This window comes from Caminicella sporogenes DSM 14501 (assembly GCF_900142285.1).
Lineage (GTDB): Bacteria > Bacillota > Clostridia > Peptostreptococcales > Caminicellaceae > Caminicella > Caminicella sporogenes.
On record NZ_FRAJ01000003.1, the window covers coordinates 32,289 to 47,752 of the forward strand.

The window sequence follows — 15,464 nt, forward strand, 5'->3', positions numbered from 1 at the left end:
ATGGCCCGTAAAAATATAGACTTTTCTCTAATGATTACTACATTTATTTTAGTTGTCATTGGTATAATAATGGTTTTCAGTTCAAGTGCGTATTATTCTCTTAATAAATTTCAAGATAGTTTTTATTTTTTAAAGAAAGATTTGATGTGGGCTTTAATAGGAACAGGAGCAATGTTTTTTGCAATGAATTTTGATTATAAAAAGCTCAGAAAGTATTCTTTTCCAGCTTTTTTGATAAGTATTATTTTATTGATATTAGTTTTAACGCCACTTGGAATTTCTATCAATGGTGCAAGAAGATGGCTAGGAGTAGGAAGTATAACTTTTATGCCTGGAGAAATCTCAAAATTATGTGCGATATTATTTGTAGCTAATAGTCTTTCAAACAATATAAAAAATATTAAAAGTTTTTTTAAAGGAATTTTTCCATACTTGCTTATAATTGGACTGTATTTTAGTTTAATAATATTTCAGCCAAATTTAAGTACAGCTGGAACTATTTCACTGATTATAATGGCAATGCTCTTTGTAGCTGGAATGAGATGGATACATATGATATTCCTCGGTTCTTGTGGAGTAGGACTTTTGATTGTCATGATAATACTTGCTCCATATAGAATGAAAAGAGTAGTTGGTTTTTTAGACCCTTTCGCTGACCCAAAAGGTACGGGGTATCAAGTTATTCAATCGCTTCTTGCACTAGGTTCTGGAGGAATTTTTGGAGTAGGTTTAGGAAAGAGTATACAGAATAAATTATATATTCCCGAACCTCAAAATGATTTTATTTTTGCTACAATAGGAGAGGAGTTAGGTTTTATTGGATGTATAACAGTTATACTGCTCTTTTTATTTCTAATATGGCGTGGAATTAGAATTGCAATAAATGCACCAGATATATTTGGATGTTTAGTTGCTACAGGTATAACATCTATGATAGCAATACAAGTTATGATTAATATTGCTGTTGCGACTTCTTCAATGCCGGTTACTGGAGTACCGCTACCTTTTATTAGTTTTGGTGGAAATGCATTAGTTATATTTATGGCGGCAATAGGAATACTGCTCAATATATCGAGATATGCAAGTATAGATGATAAATAAATTTATAAAATGTCAAAAAATACTTTTTGTAACATCTCTGGGAGTTGTGAATAGTATAATAATATATTGTCTTAATTGAAACACTCCCGGAGGTGGAACTTGTGTCAAAATACCTAATCAATGGTGGAAATAAATTAAGTGGAAAAATAGGAATAAGTGGGGCAAAAAATTCTGTTTTGCCAATATTGGCAGCTTCTATAATTAATGGAAAAGAAAATATAATTATTGGTTATCCAAACTTAAGAGATGTAGAGACAATGATAGAAATATTATTGTCTATAGGGTGTAAAGTTAAAAGGGATTCAGATTGTATAATAGTAAATTCTGAGAGCTTAAATACATGTGAAATTCCAGAACATTTAGTAAGAGAAATGAGGTCTTCTATATTTTTAATGGGACCTATGCTTGGAAGATGCAAAAAGATAAAAATCAGTTACCCCGGAGGATGTGAAATAGGACCAAGACCAATAGACTTACATCTTAAAGGATTAAAAGAAATGGGAGTAAATATTATTGAAGCCCATGGATTTTTAGAATGTAGCGTTGAAAAGTTAAAAGGTGCTGAAATACATCTTGATTATCCAAGTGTTGGTGCAACTGAAAATATTATGATGGCTGCTGTATTGGCAGAAGGGAAAACTGTAATAAGAAATGCGGCAAAAGAACCTGAAATATTAGACTTACAAGATTTTCTGACTGGAATGGGTGCAAAGATAGAAGGAGCAGGAACTAGCATTATACAAATTGAAGGTGTAAAAAGTTTAAATGGAGTTCAGCACAAAATAATACCAGATAGGATAGTAGCTGGTACGATTTTAACAGCTGCTGCTATTACTAAAAGTGAAATAATGGTAGAAAATGTCATAGCAGACCACTTAGTTTCAACAATTGCAAAATTAAAAGAGGTTGGTTGTCAGTTAAATATAAAAAATAATCAAATTAAAATAAAACCACCTAAAGTCATAAAGTCAGTTGAAATTTTGAGAACTTTACCATATCCGGGTTTTCCAACAGATATGCAGGCACAATTTATGGCACTTTTAAGCATAGCAAATGGCACAAGTATAGTAACTGAGACGATATTTGAAAATAGATTTAAACATACTGAAGAATTAGTTAGGATGGGAGCAAAAATTAAAGTAGATGGAAGAGTAGCAGTTATTAAAGGTGTAAAGAAATTAACAGGAGCAAATGTTTCTGCAAATGATTTAAGGGGTGGAGCTGCATTAGTTTTAGCAGGTTTAGCTGCTGAAGGAACTACTATTGTTGACAATATTCATCATATTGAAAGAGGATATGATAATTTAGACATAATGTTTAAAAATTTAGGAGCAGATATTAAGCGGATTGATTAAGTAGCGGCAATTGCTGCTATTTAATTATTTTTCTGTTATAGGACAGGCTATTGAGGTGAAAGCATGTATAAATCTAAAAATCAAATTACAAAAAAGGTAAAGTATGGTAAACTAAAAATATATATAATTATATCTATTTTGATTTTAGCTTTGATGTTTATATTAGTATTTAAAACAAATTTTTTTTCAATTGATGAAATTATAGTAAAAAACAATAATGAAGTTTCTCGTGATGTAATAATTGCTTATTCAGGTATTCAACTCCATAATAATATTTTTAAGATAAAACTATCCGAAATTACAAAGAAAATTGAAAAAAATCCATATATAAAAACTGCAAAAGTTTCGAGAAAATTACCTAATAAAATAGTTATAGAAGTCATTGAAAGGAAAAGATTAGCAGCTATTTTTTATATGGGAATATATTTTATAATAGATGATGAAGGATATGTTTTAGAAACAAAAAATAAAGTAAAAGATGTAGTTGTCATAGAAGGTTTTGAAATAAATAGATTTTCTGAAGGAGAAAAAATTGATTTAAGTGGTAATGAAGATTTGAGAAAAGTATTAACTCTCTGTAGTTTAATACAAAAATCCAATATAGATATAAAACCTAAAATATATTATAATAATGGAAATATAAATATTACTATTGAAGATAAATTAAAGGTTAAATTTGGAAATGGAGAAAATATTGATTATAAATTTAAGGCTTTTTTGAGTATATTAAAATATTTAAAAAGCAAAGATATTTATACAGGTGTAATTGATATAAGTACTAATGGTTATCCAGTATATCGTCCTTTTGATGAATAGGGGGAATATATATGAAAAAGGCTAAAGATAAATTTTTTATTGGTTTTATGTGTATTATTTTAGGAATAGTTTTAGCTATGCAATTTAGAATAGTTCAAGGTAGTTATTTAGAAGGTGCTATACCAAGTCAAAGAGCTTTAGAACTTGAAAGTGAACTAAAAAAGATTAAAGAAGAAAAGCAGCATTTATTACAAGAAATACAGTCTTATGAAAAAAAATTAAAGGAAATTGAAGAATCTGCATCAAAGGATAATGTACTTATTAAAAATCTCAATAAAGAATTAAAAAAATATAAAATTATAGCTGGATTTGAAAGTGTTAAAGGACCTGGAATTGAAGTTGTAGTAGATGACCCTCCTAAAACTTCAGAATTTGGAAATGATTATAGTGTTGCTTCTGTAAAATATGATTTACTTCTCAGTTTAATAAATGTACTTAATTCAGCAGGTGCAGAAGCTATTTCTGTAAATGGACAGAGAATTATATCTACTACAGGTATTTTATATGCCAATAACAGTGTAAAAATAAATTCCGTTCCAACTGCACCACCATTTATAATAAAGGCAATAGGAAATCCAGATACATTAGAATCTGTACTCAATTTTAGATTTGGTATAGTCTGGGATATGAGAGAAAATTATCTTTTACAAGTAAATATAAGAAAACTAGACGAAGTAGTGATACCAAGATATAATGATATTGTCAAGTTTAGATATGCTAAAACTATAAATGAAAAATAAGATAGTTGGAGTGGAAGTATGTATAAAAATAAATTGAATATTTTCTTGTTAACTTTAATATTGGGAATTACTATTTCTCTGCAAATAAGGAGTTTTAATAAAGAATATGAATATGTTCCTTTAAGAGTTATATATGATTATAAAAAACAAATAGATAAGGAAAAAACAGAGTTGAAAAAATTAAAAGAGGTTATTAATGATTATACTGCTAAAATTAATGAGTATGAAGATGCAAAAATTAGAGATGGAGATATTACTAAAGTACTAAAAAAAGAATTAAATGAAGTTAAAAAGATTTCTGGATTTACAGATGTTGAAGGACCGGGTATAATCATAATTATGAATGATGGTAGTAGGAAATTATATGAGGGTGAAAACCCAAATGTCCTTATAGTTCATAATATAGATGTACTTAATATAATAAATGATTTAAAAAATGCAGGTGCAGAAGCTATTTCAATTAATAATCAAAGACTGCTTTTTAATTCGGAAATTGACTGTTCAGGATATACGCTTAAAATTAACAAACAAGAATTTGCACAGCCTTTTATTATAAAGGCTATTGGAAATCCAAAACAATTAGAAGCTGCTGTAAAAGCACCTGGAACTTATGGCAATCTTTTAAAAGAAATAGGACTTTTTTTTGAAGTTAATACCAGTGTAAGCATTAAAATTCCTAAATATAGTGAAGAATTAATTTTTAAGTATTTGCAAATTAAAGAAGGTGAATAGATTGATTATAGGTATATTAGGTATTATAATTGGATTAATGATAGGTTTTTATCTTCCAATCACTTTTCCTACTACTTATTCTTTATACATGTCAGTATCTATATTGGCGGCAATTGATTCAGTCTTTGGAGCAATTAAAGCTAGTATGGAAAACAAATTTAATCCAACAATTTTTGTAACAGGTTTTTTAGGAAATGCAATTATAGCTGGAGTTTTAGCTTATATTGGAGATAGGATGGGAGTACCTTTATATTATGCAGCTATATTTACTTTTGGTTCTAGATTATTCCAAAATTTTGCAATAATTAGAAGACAAATAATAGAAAAATATAGTAAGAATTAAAATATTTTATTAAAAAGAAGGATATTAAAATGTTTTGTTGAATTTACTATTAAGACTATGTAGCAAAGCAGTTTTTATAATAATTATTATTTTATTTTTTCTGAAAAAAGATTAATTTACATATTGACAATATGAAATACTTGCTCATCTTCATGAAGGGGGTTATTACGTGTTAGAATTTGATATTGATGTAGAACAATTTGCACAAATAAAGGTAATTGGTGTTGGCGGCGGTGGAAATAATGCTGTAAATAGAATGATAGATTCCAGTTTAAAGGGAGTTCAATTTATAGCTATAAATACTGATAAACAGGCTTTATTTACTTCAAAGGCTGAATATAAAATCCAAATCGGAGAAAAACTGACAAGAGGTTTAGGTGCTGGAGCAAACCCTGAAATAGGGAAGAAAGCTGCTGAAGAAAGCAGAGATGATATATATCAAGCTCTACAAGGAGCTGATATGGTATTTATAACAGCAGGTATGGGTGGTGGAACAGGAACAGGAGCAGCACCTATAGTTGCCGAAATCGCTAAAGAAATAGGTATATTGACTGTTGGAGTAGTTACAAAGCCTTTTATCTTTGAGGGTAAAAGAAGAATGATGCATGCTGAAAAGGGAATAGAAGAACTTAAAACAAAAGTAGATACTTTAGTTACTATTCCAAATGACAGATTACTTCAAGTAGTTGAAAAAAAGACATCAATTGTAGATGCTTTTAGAATAGCAGATGATGTGTTAAGACAAGGTGTACAGGGTATTTCCGATTTGATTGCAATACCCGGACTTGTAAATCTCGATTTTGCAGATGTAAAGACGATAATGTTTGAGCAAGGACTTGCTCACATGGGTATAGGAAAAGCAAATGGAGAAAATAGAGCAGCTGAAGCTGCAAAACAAGCAATACAAAGTCCTTTGCTTGAAACATCTATAAATGGTGCAAAAGGAGTTTTACTTAATATAACTGGAGGTTCAAATTTAGGCTTATTTGAAGTAAATGAAGCTGCTGAGATAGTTTCTCAAGCTGCTGACCCAGATGCCAATATAATTTTTGGTGCTGTTATTGATGAAAGTTTAAAAGATGAAATAAGAATAACAGTAATTGCTACAGGTTTTGAACAAAATAATAAAAATAATGAAGTAAATTTAAAAGCTGATAATGTAGTTGAGCAAAATAATAGAAATACTAATGATACTGAAATATTAGATATTCCTACTTTTTTAAGAAGACACAGATAAAAACAAAAATATAATTATTTATATGATAAAAGACTATTTAAAATAGCTAACCTATTTTAAATAGTCTTTTTATTTTTTGTCGATTTATTTAATAATTTATAGAATAAAAAATTGCCTTCGACTTCAAAGAATGACATTTTTTTAGATATAAGATTAATATAATAGACATATATGAATAACATATTGAATATGTTATATATTAATAAACTGTCTCCTTATTTTTGGGGGGTATGAAATGATTGAAGTATATGGAGAATATTTATTTTTAGAAAATTTACTTATGAATTTTATTATTTTGCATATTACAGGTTATTTTTCTAAATATCAAGGTAGTAATATAAAAATTGTATTGGGGGCAATTGTAGGAGCATTATATTCATTTGTGATTTTTTTTCCTAATTTACATTTTTTACTTACTTTTTCAATGAAATTAGTTGTGTCTATGCTGATTATTGTTATTTCATTTACACCTGAAACATTCAAAAAGTTTTTTAAATATATGTGTTTATTTTATTTAATATCATTTATATTTGGCGGAACAACATTTGCTATTTTTTATTTTACAAATTTTAATTCAATAGTGAGTAATGGAATTTTTTATACGGATAGTATTAGTATAAGAATTTTAATGTATTCTGCTGCCATAGGATATATATTGATTTTAATATCAATGAATTATATAAAATCAAAAATTTCTAAAGAAAAAATTTTAAAAAAAATTGTTATTGAATTTGATAGAAAGAAAAAATGCATAAATGCTTTAATAGATACAGGAAATTCACTGTCTGACCCTATTAGCAAATTTCCTGTAGTAATTGTAGAATATAGTGCCATTGAGGAATTATTACCTGAAGAAATAAGAAATTTTATAAGAGATGATAATTTAAATGAATTGGAAAAATTAATCGATATATTAAGTCGCAGTAGATGGGTTAGTCGATTTAGGATTATTCCATATACATCTTTAGGAAAACAAAATGGAATATTAATAGGTTTTAAACCTGATTATGTTGAGATGGAAGACGAAGGAAAAAAAATAAGCATTGATAAGACAATCATAGGAATATCTACAAATAAACTTTCAAGAAATGGAGATTATAAAGCTTTAATTAATCCAGATATATTAGTTTAAAAAGAATTAGGAGGGTCTTATATGTCTATTTTAAAAAAGATTAAATTGAATATAAAAATTTTCATATTTAAGTTAATGAGGAAATTAAATATTTTTGAAGAAGAAGTATATTATATTGGTGGAAATGAAGCTCTGCCTCCGCCACTTAGTTTAGAAGAAGAAGCATTATTTATAGAAAGACTTCAACAAGGTGATGAATCTGTTAGAAGCGTATTAATAGAGAGAAATTTAAGACTTGTTGTATATATAGCAAGAAAATTTGAAAATACAGGAATTGGAATTGAAGATTTAATATCAATTGGTACTATTGGACTGATAAAAGCTGTAAATACTTTTGACCCAAATAAGAAAATAAAATTGGCTACATATGCTTCAAGGTGTATAGAAAATGAAATACTTATGTTTTTAAGAAGAAATAATAAAGTCAAAACGGAAATATCAATAGATGAACCGCTTAACATAGATTGGGATGGAAATGAATTATTATTATCAGATATTTTAGGAACTGATAACGATTTGATTTATAAAAATTTAGAAGAAGAAATTGATAAACAATTGTTAAAAATAGCATTAAAGAAACTAACTAAAAGAGAAAAAAAAATAATGGATTTGAGATTCGGACTAACTAATGGAGAAGAAAAAACTCAAAAAGAAGTTGCTGATATGCTTGGAATATCTCAATCATATATTTCAAGACTTGAAAAGAGAATTATTTTTAGATTAAAAAAGGAAATAAATAGAATGATTTGAAGATGGCAAAAATTTATAAAGCCATCTTTTTTACATTCAAAAACAGTTTTATTGTTGATTGTATATTTTATATTCCAATTTTTGTATTAAGTCAATATGGAGTATTAAAAATTATTTATTAGGCAATAATTTGATAATGAAAGGGGGAATTAAGGAAAAAGGAGGCAGTATAAGATGTATAATAACAAAGTAGAAATTTGTGGAGTTAACACATCAAAATTACCTGTACTTACAAATAAAGAAATGAGAGAATTATTTCCGCTCATTCATAATGGAGATAAAAAGGCAAAAGAAAAATTTATAAGAGGCAATTTACGTTTGGTATTAAGTGTTATTCAACGCTTTAATAATAGAGGAGAACATGTTGATGATTTATTTCAAGTCGGATGTATTGGACTCATTAAGGCAATTGATAATTTTGATTTGAGTCAGAACGTAAAATTTTCAACATATGCTGTACCTATGATTATTGGTGAAATAAGAAGGTATTTAAGAGATAATAATGCTATTAGAGTTAGCAGGTCATTAAGAGATAAAGCATATAAAGCGTTACAAGTTAGAGAACAACTTTTGAATAAAAATGCTAAAGAACCTACTATTACTGAAATTTCTAAAGAATTAAATCTATCTAAGGAAGACGTAGTTTTTGCATTAGATGCTATTCAAGACCCAATATCTTTATCAGAACCAATATATCAAGATAGTGGAGATGCAATTTACGTGATGGACCAAGTTAGTGATGAAAAAAGTGTAGATGAAACTTGGTTAGAAGGAATTGCACTGAGGGAAGGACTTAGAAAATTAAATGATAGAGAAAAATTGATATTGACACTTAGATTTTTTAAAGGAAAAACTCAAATGGAAGTAGCAGAAGAAATAGGAATATCTCAAGCACAAGTTTCAAGGCTTGAAAAAACAGCTTTAAAACATATGAGAAAATACATAAGCGACTCCATATAAGGGGTCTTTTTTATTTTATATAGTCATAAAAATCAATTTTTAAAATATTATTATTTTGAAAAGTATTTATTAAGTAGAGGTGAAGTAAATGATAACTATTACTGAATTGAGGATGAAAGAAGTGATAAATTTAGCAAATGGAAAGAGAATAGGTTATATACAAGATTTAGAAATTAATCTAGAAAACAATAGGATAGATGCAATTATTCTTCCAAAGGAAAATAAATTTTTAAAAATATTTAGTAAAGACAATGATTACATAATTTCTTGGAAAAAAATAGTTAAAATCGGACAGGATGTAATATTAGTTGATATAAAAGACCCTTTATATGAAGAAGAAAAAGAATTTGTCTCAAGAATAACAGAAATAAAGAAAAATAAGAAAACTTTTGAAGAAAAAAAAGACGATTTATATTAGACTAAACAGATTGTATGGTATATAATTTTAGTAAACTAATCTAGGAGGTTTAGTTTAATATGAATTGCCCATATTGTTTTCATCATGAAACAAAAGTAGTAGATTCAAGACCTACAGAAGAAGGACAAGCAATAAGACGAAGAAGGGAATGTATTAGATGCAAAAAAAGATTTACGACATATGAAAAAATTGAAGAAATACCACTTATAGTTGTAAAAAAAGATGGAAATAGACAGTCATACAATCGAAGTAAAATAATGAATGGAATTATTAGAGCTTGTGAAAAAAGGCCAATATCTATGCAAAAAATTGAAGAAACAGTAGATAAGATAGAAAGACATTTGAATAATAGTTTGGAAAAAGAAATTTCTTCAAAATATATTGGTGAGCTAGTAATGAATGAACTGAAAAATTTAGATGAAGTAGCATATGTAAGATTTGCTTCTGTATATAGGCAATTTAAAGATATTAATACTTTTATGGAAGAATTGAAGAAGATATTGAGAGAAAAAAATAATTAAATATTGTAATTTAAAATCGAAAGAATGGTTGTCATAGTTCAGTTTATCTGAAAAATGACTAGACCATTCTTTTTTAATTTAATACAACCTTGTTGATTTTTAAAAAGGATTTTGTGAAATAATAATTAAGAAAAAACTTATAACAGAAAAAATAAAAGGAGGTTAATTATGCAAAACTACATAGTTTCAATAATAGTTTCGATACTTACAGGAGTTTTTGCAAGAGCATATATGATGAAAATTGACCATAGACAGTATCCAAGTTATCCACAAGGATTTTTATCACATATAACGCTTGGATTAATAGCTGCATCTTTAGGTGCAGTAGCAGTACCGGCATTATCTACAAAAGAATTTGGAGCAGTTACTTTTTTAGTATTAGCAGCTCAGCAGTTTAGAGATGTAAGAAATATGGAAAGACAGAGTTTAGATAATATAGAATCTACGGAATTAGTTCCAAGAGGTACTGCATACATAGAAGATATAGCAAAAGCTTTTGAAGCTAGAAATTATATGGTTATACTCACTTCACTTTTTACAAGTATATCCATGAACGTTTTAAATTTTTTTAAAGTAAATAAAGGATTTCAAGTTGTATTTGGATTTATTACGGGATTTATAATAATGTCAATATTAAAGAGATTTTTAACAAGACAGTTAGTAGAAGAAATAGCTGAGGTTGTACCAGCTAAAATCAGTTTTGATGGACCTCTGCTTATGGTTAATGATGTTGTAATAATGAATATAGGTTTAAAAGATTCTAGGAAAATTTATAAAGAAATAGGAATTGCAATAGAAATAATACCTAAAGATGCTAATGCTCGTGAAACATTATCAAATATGGGACAAAGACAAGCTATTCAGCATCAAGCAGCTACACAACTTGGAATTAGGAAAGATATTGATGAACCTGATTTTACGCCTCTTATAAGAAGAAACCCACATAATGGAAATCTTGTCATGGCATTTATACCTATGAAGCCTAATCAGGATTTATTAATAGAAGTTGTAAAAAAAACACCCGTTTTGGAAACTTGTAGGAGAAAACCTTTAGAGGCAAACTTAAATTAATAAGAAAGGAGTAGTAATATGGATTTTGGAATTAAAGAAAACATAATAGCAATTATAACTTTAAATAAAAATGTAACATCTTCAACAGCACCCGTTTTTTATGTAAATAATGAAGATGAGCAGGAAAAAACAGCTCTGCTTATTGCAAAAATTACTCTAGGTATGGTTCATGACTTGAGAAATGGAGTCTATGTTGTAGTTAGACATTAATTTTACTTGACTTACTAAACATATTCATTATAATATAACAAATGGTATATATTTTTAATTTTTTATGAAGCAGGTGTAGAAATGAACAAATTTCACAATAAGAATATTATTGCAAATATTGTAAAAGGAAGTATTGCAGAAGAAATTGGAATTGAGCCAGGAGATGTACTTCATTCAATAAATGGCAGGGAAATTAACGATATTATTGATTATCTATATCATACAGCAGATGAATATTTAGAAGTAGAAATAGAAAAAGAAAATGGAGAAATTTGGATTTTAGAAATAGAAAAAGAATATGATGAAGATTTAGGAATAATATTTTCCAATCCTATACTTGATAAAGCAAATCACTGCAGAAATAAATGCATATTTTGCTTTATAGACCAACTACCTAAAAATATGAGAAAGAGTTTATATTTCAAAGATGATGATTCAAGATTATCTTTTTTACAGGGGAATTTTGTAACCTTGACAAATTTATCCGATAAAGATATTGATAGAATTATAGAATACAATATTAGTCCGATTAATGTTTCTATCCATACTACTAATCCTCAATTGAGGGTAAAGATGTTAAATAACAAAACAGCAGGAAATATATTAGAAAGATTAAATAAATTAACTAAAAATAGAATACTAATAAACGGACAAATAGTTTTATGTCCTAATATAAATGATAAAGATGAGCTCGATAGAACAATTGAAGATTTATATCCTCTATATCCTAATCTTCATAGTTTAGCCATAGTACCTGTTGGTGTTACAAAATATAGAGAAAAATTATTTCCTTTAAAACCTTTTACGAAACAGCAGTCTATTGAAGTTATAAAGCAAATAGAAAAATGGCAGTCTTTTTTAAAGCAAAAGATTAATACGAATTTTGTATATTTATCTGATGAATTTTTTATAACTGCTGATTATGATTTGCCAGAATATGAAGAGTATGAAGGTTTTCCTCAAATAGAAAATGGAGTAGGTTTAATACGAAAATTTGAATTTGAATTTTTAAGTTTTTTAAAAAAGCTTCCTTCAAATTTAAAAGTAAAAAAAGATGTAAGTGTTATTACAGGAACATCTGCAAAAAAATTTATTGAAGGATTAGCTAAAAAATTGATGAATAAGTTTAAAGAATTAAATATAACAGTTCATGTAATAAAAAATGAATTTTTTGGTGAAACAATAACAGTTGCAGGTTTAATAACAGGACAGGATATTATAAAACAGCTTAATGGAAAATATTTAGGTGATAGAGTAATAATACCAAAAAGTATGTTAAAATCAGATGAGGATATTTTTTTAGATGATATTTCAGTTAAGGAATTAGAAAAAAGATTAAAAACTAAAGTATTAGTTTCACAAGTAAATGGAAAAGATTTTATAAAAAAAATTATAGAATGATTATTGGAGGAATTCATATGTCTAAACCAATAGTTGCAATAGTTGGTAGGCCAAATGTCGGCAAGTCGACTTTTTTTAATAAAATTGCAGGAAAAAGAATATCAATAGTTGAAGATAAACCAGGTGTTACAAGAGATAGAATATATACAGATGTTGAATGGCTAAATAGACACTTCACATTAATTGATACTGGGGGTATAGAACCTAATTCCAAAGATGTTATTATATCACAAATGAGAAGACAAGCAGAAATTGCTATAGAAACAGCTCATGTTATAGTTTTTATGGTTGATGGAAAAGAAGGAATTACTACTGCAGATGAAGAAATAGCTTCTATGTTGAGAAAGACAAATAAGCCAATAATATTTGTGGTAAATAAGGTGGATACTAATAATTTGCCTGATACTTTTTATGATTTTTACACATTAGGGATGGGAGAACCGATACCTATTTCTTCTGTAAATGGTCTTAATTTAGGAGATTTATTAGATGAAATAATTTCAAAATTTCCAGAAACCTGTGAAGATGAATATGAAGAAGATGTAATAAAAGTAGCTGTTATCGGAAAACCAAATGTTGGTAAATCTTCGCTTATAAATACGATTTTAGGAGAAGAAAGAGTTATTGTCAGTGATATAGCTGGTACGACTCGTGATGCAATAGATACGCCATTTGAATTTAATGAGGACAAATATGTATTTATTGATACTGCAGGAATAAGGAGAAAGAGCAGAATATATGAAAATATAGAAAGATATAGTGTTATCAGAGCATTAACTGCAATTGAAAGAAGCGATGTTTGTCTATTAGTAATTGATGCTACAGTTGGAGTAACTGAACAAGATAAAAAAATAGCAGGATATGCTCATGAAGCTGGAAAAGCTAGTATTATAATAATAAATAAATGGGATTTAGTAGAAAAAAACAATCATACTTTTAATGAATATAAAAGAGATATAAGAAATCAATTATCTTTTATGTCTTATGCTCCTATATTGTTTGTATCTGCTAAGACAAAACAAAGAGTTCATAAAATTTTAGAATATATAAAGTACGTTTCTAATCAACATTCTCTGAGAATTTCAACTGGAGCTTTAAATGATGTCATAAGTGAAGCAATACTTTTAAATCAGCCTCCGTCAGATAAAGGCAAGAGGTTAAAGATATATTATGCTACTCAAGTTTCTGTAAAGCCTCCTAGAATAGTATTATTTGTCAATGATAAAGAATTAGCACATTTTTCTTATATAAGGTATTTAGAAAATCAAATAAGACAAAATTTTGTATTTGAAGGTACACCTATTGTTATCGAATGTAGAGAAAAAAAGAGAGACTTTTAAATCTATTGGAAAGTAGGTTGAAAATATGCAGAGAAAAAAAATTGCCATTTTGGGAGCTGGCAGTTGGGGAACTGCTTTGGCTCTAACTTTGGCTGAAAAAAATCATATAATTCATATGTGGACACGAAATGAAAAAGATATAAATGATTTAATTAAATATAAAGAAAATAAACGATACTTAGCTGGTTTTAAATTACCTGATAATGTTTATTATTTTACTGACATTATTGACTGTATAAAAAATTGTGAAATAATTGTTCTTGCAGTTGCTTCACAAGCTATAAGAAGTGTTTTAGAAAAAATAAAAAATAGTGTATATATTAATCAGTTATTTGTAAATGTATCAAAGGGAATAGAAAAAGGTAGCTTGATGAGAATATCTGAAATAGTTTATGATTATTTTCCTGAAAATCATTATGTAGTTCTTTCAGGGCCATCTCATGCAGAAGAAGTATCTAGAAAGATACCTACTACAATTGTTGCTGCTTCAAAAAATAGGTGGGCTGCAGAATTAGTTCAAGATATTTTTATTACTCCAAATTTAAGAGTATATACAAATCCAGATGTAGTTGGCGTGGAAATTGGAGGTTCTTTAAAAAATGTTATTGCTCTTGGAGCAGGAATTTGTGATGGTTTAGGGTTTGGAGATAATGCAAAAGCAGCATTAATGACTAGAGGAATAAGAGAAATAGCTAGATTAGGGGTAGCTATGGGAGCTTATTCAAGTACTTTTGCTGGACTTACGGGAATAGGCGACCTCATAGTTACTTGTACAAGTATGCATAGTAGAAATCGCAGATGTGGAATATTATTGGGACAAGGACATTCACTTGAAGAAGCAGTATCATCTATAGGTATGGTAGTTGAGGGCGTATATACTACATCAGCGGCATATAAATTATCTCAAAAATACAATGTTGAAATGCCTATAACAGCAGAAATATATAAAATCATATATGAAGGATATTCTGCAAGAGAATCGGTTTACAGTCTTATGTGTAGAAGTAAAACTCATGAAATAGAAGAAGTTATTGAGCAAAATATAAGTGGATGGTAATGTCAATAAGAGCTGGCTTACCATCCTGCCTGTTAAAGCATATGCATTTTTCTGAAACTATTTATCAAGTTTTTTTACTAAAGCTTTATAATTATTCGCTTTTATTTTTTCAATCTTTTAGTCTTATTTTGTTTACAGTTTGAAGTATCTATATTTTATAGGTGCTTTTTTAAAACTTAAAGTTAACATAATAAATTTATAGTTAATAAAAGCTATATTTGATAAAAAATAAAATATGAATGTGCTATAATACTTATAGTTATGGCATATAAAAAGTAAT

17 protein-coding genes are annotated in these 15,464 nt (G+C 27.8%); all 17 read left to right on the top strand.

From position 1 onward, the window contains the following. Complete coding sequence (spoVE, locus tag BUA90_RS00175) at window positions 1–1,101, top strand: stage V sporulation protein E (protein WP_072965346.1); 1,101 nt, start codon at window positions 1–3, stop codon at window positions 1,099–1,101. A 101-nt stretch (window positions 1,102–1,202) separates the two neighbouring features. Further along, window positions 1,203–2,456 carry a UDP-N-acetylglucosamine 1-carboxyvinyltransferase gene (gene murA, locus BUA90_RS00180; RefSeq protein WP_072965347.1) on the top strand — a complete coding sequence of 418 codons (1,254 nt, stop codon included), beginning with the start codon at window positions 1,203–1,205 and terminating at the stop codon, window positions 2,454–2,456. A 63-nt stretch (window positions 2,457–2,519) separates the two neighbouring features. After that, entirely contained in the window at window positions 2,520–3,272 is a 753-nt protein-coding gene (locus BUA90_RS00185; RefSeq protein WP_072965348.1) for a cell division protein FtsQ/DivIB, read from the top strand. Between the two features lie 11 nt (window positions 3,273–3,283). Beyond that, window positions 3,284–4,012, top strand: coding sequence for a DUF881 domain-containing protein (locus BUA90_RS00190; protein WP_072965349.1), 729 nt, complete (start codon window positions 3,284–3,286; stop codon window positions 4,010–4,012). Between the two features lie 18 nt (window positions 4,013–4,030). Continuing rightward, window positions 4,031–4,744, top strand: a complete 714-nt coding sequence (locus BUA90_RS00195) for a DUF881 domain-containing protein (RefSeq protein WP_072965350.1) — start codon at window positions 4,031–4,033, stop codon at window positions 4,742–4,744. A 1-nt stretch (window position 4,745) separates the two neighbouring features. Beyond that, the gene (locus tag BUA90_RS00200) at window positions 4,746–5,087 is read left to right on the top strand and encodes a small basic family protein (protein ID WP_200793456.1); all 342 of its coding nucleotides are present in this window, start codon (window positions 4,746–4,748) and stop codon (window positions 5,085–5,087) included. 169 nt (window positions 5,088–5,256) lie between these two features. Next, window positions 5,257–6,324: a cell division protein FtsZ gene (ftsZ, locus tag BUA90_RS00205; protein ID WP_072965351.1), complete on the top strand. Its 1,068-nt coding sequence runs from the start codon at window positions 5,257–5,259 to the stop codon at window positions 6,322–6,324. Between the two features lie 235 nt (window positions 6,325–6,559). Continuing rightward, window positions 6,560–7,456 (top strand): sigma-E processing peptidase SpoIIGA, encoded by an 897-nt coding sequence (spoIIGA, locus tag BUA90_RS00210; protein ID WP_242945002.1) that lies wholly within the window; start codon window positions 6,560–6,562, stop codon window positions 7,454–7,456. Window positions 7,457–7,477: 21 nt separating this feature from the next. Then, window positions 7,478–8,206 carry an RNA polymerase sporulation sigma factor SigE gene (gene sigE / locus BUA90_RS00215; RefSeq protein WP_072965352.1) on the top strand — a complete coding sequence of 243 codons (729 nt, stop codon included), beginning with the start codon at window positions 7,478–7,480 and terminating at the stop codon, window positions 8,204–8,206. A 174-nt stretch (window positions 8,207–8,380) separates the two neighbouring features. Beyond that, complete coding sequence (gene sigG / locus BUA90_RS00220) at window positions 8,381–9,166, top strand: RNA polymerase sporulation sigma factor SigG (protein WP_072965353.1); 786 nt, start codon at window positions 8,381–8,383, stop codon at window positions 9,164–9,166. An 88-nt stretch (window positions 9,167–9,254) separates the two neighbouring features. Then, window positions 9,255–9,584 carry a YlmC/YmxH family sporulation protein gene (locus BUA90_RS00225; RefSeq protein WP_072965354.1) on the top strand — a complete coding sequence of 110 codons (330 nt, stop codon included), beginning with the start codon at window positions 9,255–9,257 and terminating at the stop codon, window positions 9,582–9,584. 59 nt (window positions 9,585–9,643) lie between these two features. Beyond that, window positions 9,644–10,105 carry a transcriptional regulator NrdR gene (nrdR, locus tag BUA90_RS00230; RefSeq protein WP_072965355.1) on the top strand — a complete coding sequence of 154 codons (462 nt, stop codon included), beginning with the start codon at window positions 9,644–9,646 and terminating at the stop codon, window positions 10,103–10,105. 168 nt (window positions 10,106–10,273) lie between these two features. Then, window positions 10,274–11,176 (top strand): YIEGIA family protein, encoded by a 903-nt coding sequence (locus BUA90_RS00235; RefSeq protein WP_072965356.1) that lies wholly within the window; start codon window positions 10,274–10,276, stop codon window positions 11,174–11,176. Window positions 11,177–11,194: 18 nt separating this feature from the next. After that, window positions 11,195–11,386: a capping complex subunit for YIEGIA gene (locus BUA90_RS00240; protein WP_072965357.1), complete on the top strand. Its 192-nt coding sequence runs from the start codon at window positions 11,195–11,197 to the stop codon at window positions 11,384–11,386. 81 nt (window positions 11,387–11,467) lie between these two features. Next, window positions 11,468–12,787 carry a DUF512 domain-containing protein gene (locus BUA90_RS00245; RefSeq protein WP_072965358.1) on the top strand — a complete coding sequence of 440 codons (1,320 nt, stop codon included), beginning with the start codon at window positions 11,468–11,470 and terminating at the stop codon, window positions 12,785–12,787. Window positions 12,788–12,804: 17 nt separating this feature from the next. Further along, the gene (der, locus tag BUA90_RS00250; RefSeq protein WP_072965359.1) at window positions 12,805–14,127 is read left to right on the top strand and encodes a ribosome biogenesis GTPase Der; all 1,323 of its coding nucleotides are present in this window, start codon (window positions 12,805–12,807) and stop codon (window positions 14,125–14,127) included. A gap of 25 nt (window positions 14,128–14,152) precedes the next feature. Further along, window positions 14,153–15,184, top strand: coding sequence for an NAD(P)H-dependent glycerol-3-phosphate dehydrogenase (locus BUA90_RS00255; RefSeq protein WP_072965360.1), 1,032 nt, complete (start codon window positions 14,153–14,155; stop codon window positions 15,182–15,184). The last annotated feature ends 280 nt before the right edge of the window (window positions 15,185–15,464 follow it).

Bases quoted from the DNA above. Each gene is read 5' to 3' on its own strand.
- spoVE (WP_072965346.1), top strand. From the start codon at position 1: ATGGCCCGTAAAAATATAGACTTTTCTCTAATGATTACTACATTTATT.
- BUA90_RS00185 (WP_072965348.1), top strand. From the start codon at position 2,520: ATGTATAAATCTAAAAATCAAATTACAAAAAAGGTAAAGTATGGTAAA.
- BUA90_RS00190 (WP_072965349.1), top strand. From the start codon at position 3,284: ATGAAAAAGGCTAAAGATAAATTTTTTATTGGTTTTATGTGTATTATT.
- BUA90_RS00195 (WP_072965350.1), top strand. From the start codon at position 4,031: ATGTATAAAAATAAATTGAATATTTTCTTGTTAACTTTAATATTGGGA.
- spoIIGA (WP_242945002.1), top strand. From the start codon at position 6,560: ATGATTGAAGTATATGGAGAATATTTATTTTTAGAAAATTTACTTATG.
- sigE (WP_072965352.1), top strand. From the start codon at position 7,478: ATGTCTATTTTAAAAAAGATTAAATTGAATATAAAAATTTTCATATTT.
- sigG (WP_072965353.1), top strand. From the start codon at position 8,381: ATGTATAATAACAAAGTAGAAATTTGTGGAGTTAACACATCAAAATTA.
- BUA90_RS00225 (WP_072965354.1), top strand. From the start codon at position 9,255: ATGATAACTATTACTGAATTGAGGATGAAAGAAGTGATAAATTTAGCA.
- nrdR (WP_072965355.1), top strand. From the start codon at position 9,644: ATGAATTGCCCATATTGTTTTCATCATGAAACAAAAGTAGTAGATTCA.
- BUA90_RS00235 (WP_072965356.1), top strand. From the start codon at position 10,274: ATGCAAAACTACATAGTTTCAATAATAGTTTCGATACTTACAGGAGTT.
- BUA90_RS00240 (WP_072965357.1), top strand. From the start codon at position 11,195: ATGGATTTTGGAATTAAAGAAAACATAATAGCAATTATAACTTTAAAT.
- BUA90_RS00245 (WP_072965358.1), top strand. From the start codon at position 11,468: ATGAACAAATTTCACAATAAGAATATTATTGCAAATATTGTAAAAGGA.
- der (WP_072965359.1), top strand. From the start codon at position 12,805: ATGTCTAAACCAATAGTTGCAATAGTTGGTAGGCCAAATGTCGGCAAG.
- BUA90_RS00255 (WP_072965360.1), top strand. From the start codon at position 14,153: ATGCAGAGAAAAAAAATTGCCATTTTGGGAGCTGGCAGTTGGGGAACT.